Raw genomic sequence first — 1,136 nt, 5'->3', positions numbered from 1 at the left:
TAAGTAGGTTGGGTGGAGGTAACGGAACCCAACACCACCATCTCTCGGTTATGTTGGGTTTCACCCTCGTTTCACCCAACCTACAAATGTTGGGTGAAACCCAAGCAACAAAGAGCGATCGCCTTCCAGTTGCTGTAAGCGAGCCTCCAATTCCCGCAGCCGCGTTTCCGCTAACTCCGCCCGCTGACGCTGTTGTTCAGCTTCCTGACGCTGTTGTTCGGCCTCCAAGCGCTGCTGTTGGGCTTCCTGACGCTGTTGTTCGGCTTCCTGGCGTTGCTGTTGGGCCTCCAAGCGCTGCTGTTCAGCTTCCTGACGCTGCTGTTCGGCTTCCTGACGCTGCTGTTCGGCGAGTTTGGCTAACTCTGTGGGGGTGAGAAATCGCTGACCATCAGGACGATAGATGGTGAACTGCTCCTCAATGAGTTCAAAGCGAATCCCTAACCGGGGACTCGTCCAGTTTTCCGCCTGCTCAATCAGTTCCAGCGAACCCGTTTGATTGCGTATCCACCCGTGAAAATCAAAACGGTCTGGTATTGCACAGTGAGGAATGATTAAGAGAACGGAGGAAGTTGTCCATGCTTCAAATAATAGATAAGTAAGCGAATTGATTTGTACAACATCTCAGTGGACTTGGAATAACACAAAGTTTTGCGATGTAGCCTGGCTAAATAGTGCCTCAGACGGCAGTTTTCTCCTTCTACTCTTGTCATAGCCGTTTTGCTGACTAGATGATTGCAATCCTCAATTAAGCAAGGATAAACTTTGTATCCGTCCGTAATATATAGAAAAAAAGGTGCGAGACGTTTAGGAATCAAATAAGGCTGCAATGCCTGAAATAACTTCCTAATGGGACTTTCACCCCTTGGTGGAATATAAGGGATTCACATTCCTGACCATCCCATAACTGTTTATATGTCCCGACGCTTGGAGAAATCTAAGCAAGGCAGGGGACTCAAGGTCATAAACAAACTGAGAAATCAGGGCGTTGAGAGTAACGGCGATAGCCACCCCCAGTTTCAGGATTCACAACCCGTCAGATTGAAGCGGGGAACGGAAGGCATGAGGGAAACCTAATCCCAACAATCCGACCACTGCCAACCATCCATGACTAAGGAAATCTGAATGTTCCGGCTTGA

1 protein-coding gene and 1 pseudogene are annotated in these 1,136 nt (G+C 48.9%); both read right to left on the bottom strand.

What is annotated here, in order from left to right:
• Positions 1–60: 60 nt before the first annotated feature.
• Positions 61–531, bottom strand: a pseudogene (locus tag P5674_RS25005) (hypothetical protein); the annotation flags it as partial.
• A gap of 20 nt (positions 532–551) precedes the next feature.
• Positions 552–848, bottom strand: coding sequence for an IS1 family transposase (locus P5674_RS25000; protein WP_286131406.1), 297 nt, complete (start codon positions 846–848; stop codon positions 552–554).
• Positions 849–1,136: the final 288 nt, after the last annotated feature.

Source organism: Limnospira sp. PMC 289.06 (assembly GCF_032350395.1).
In the GTDB taxonomy this organism is placed as follows: Bacteria; Cyanobacteriota; Cyanobacteriia; order Cyanobacteriales; family Microcoleaceae; genus Limnospira; species Limnospira platensis.
This window is presented reverse-complemented; position numbering and strand designations above follow the sequence as displayed.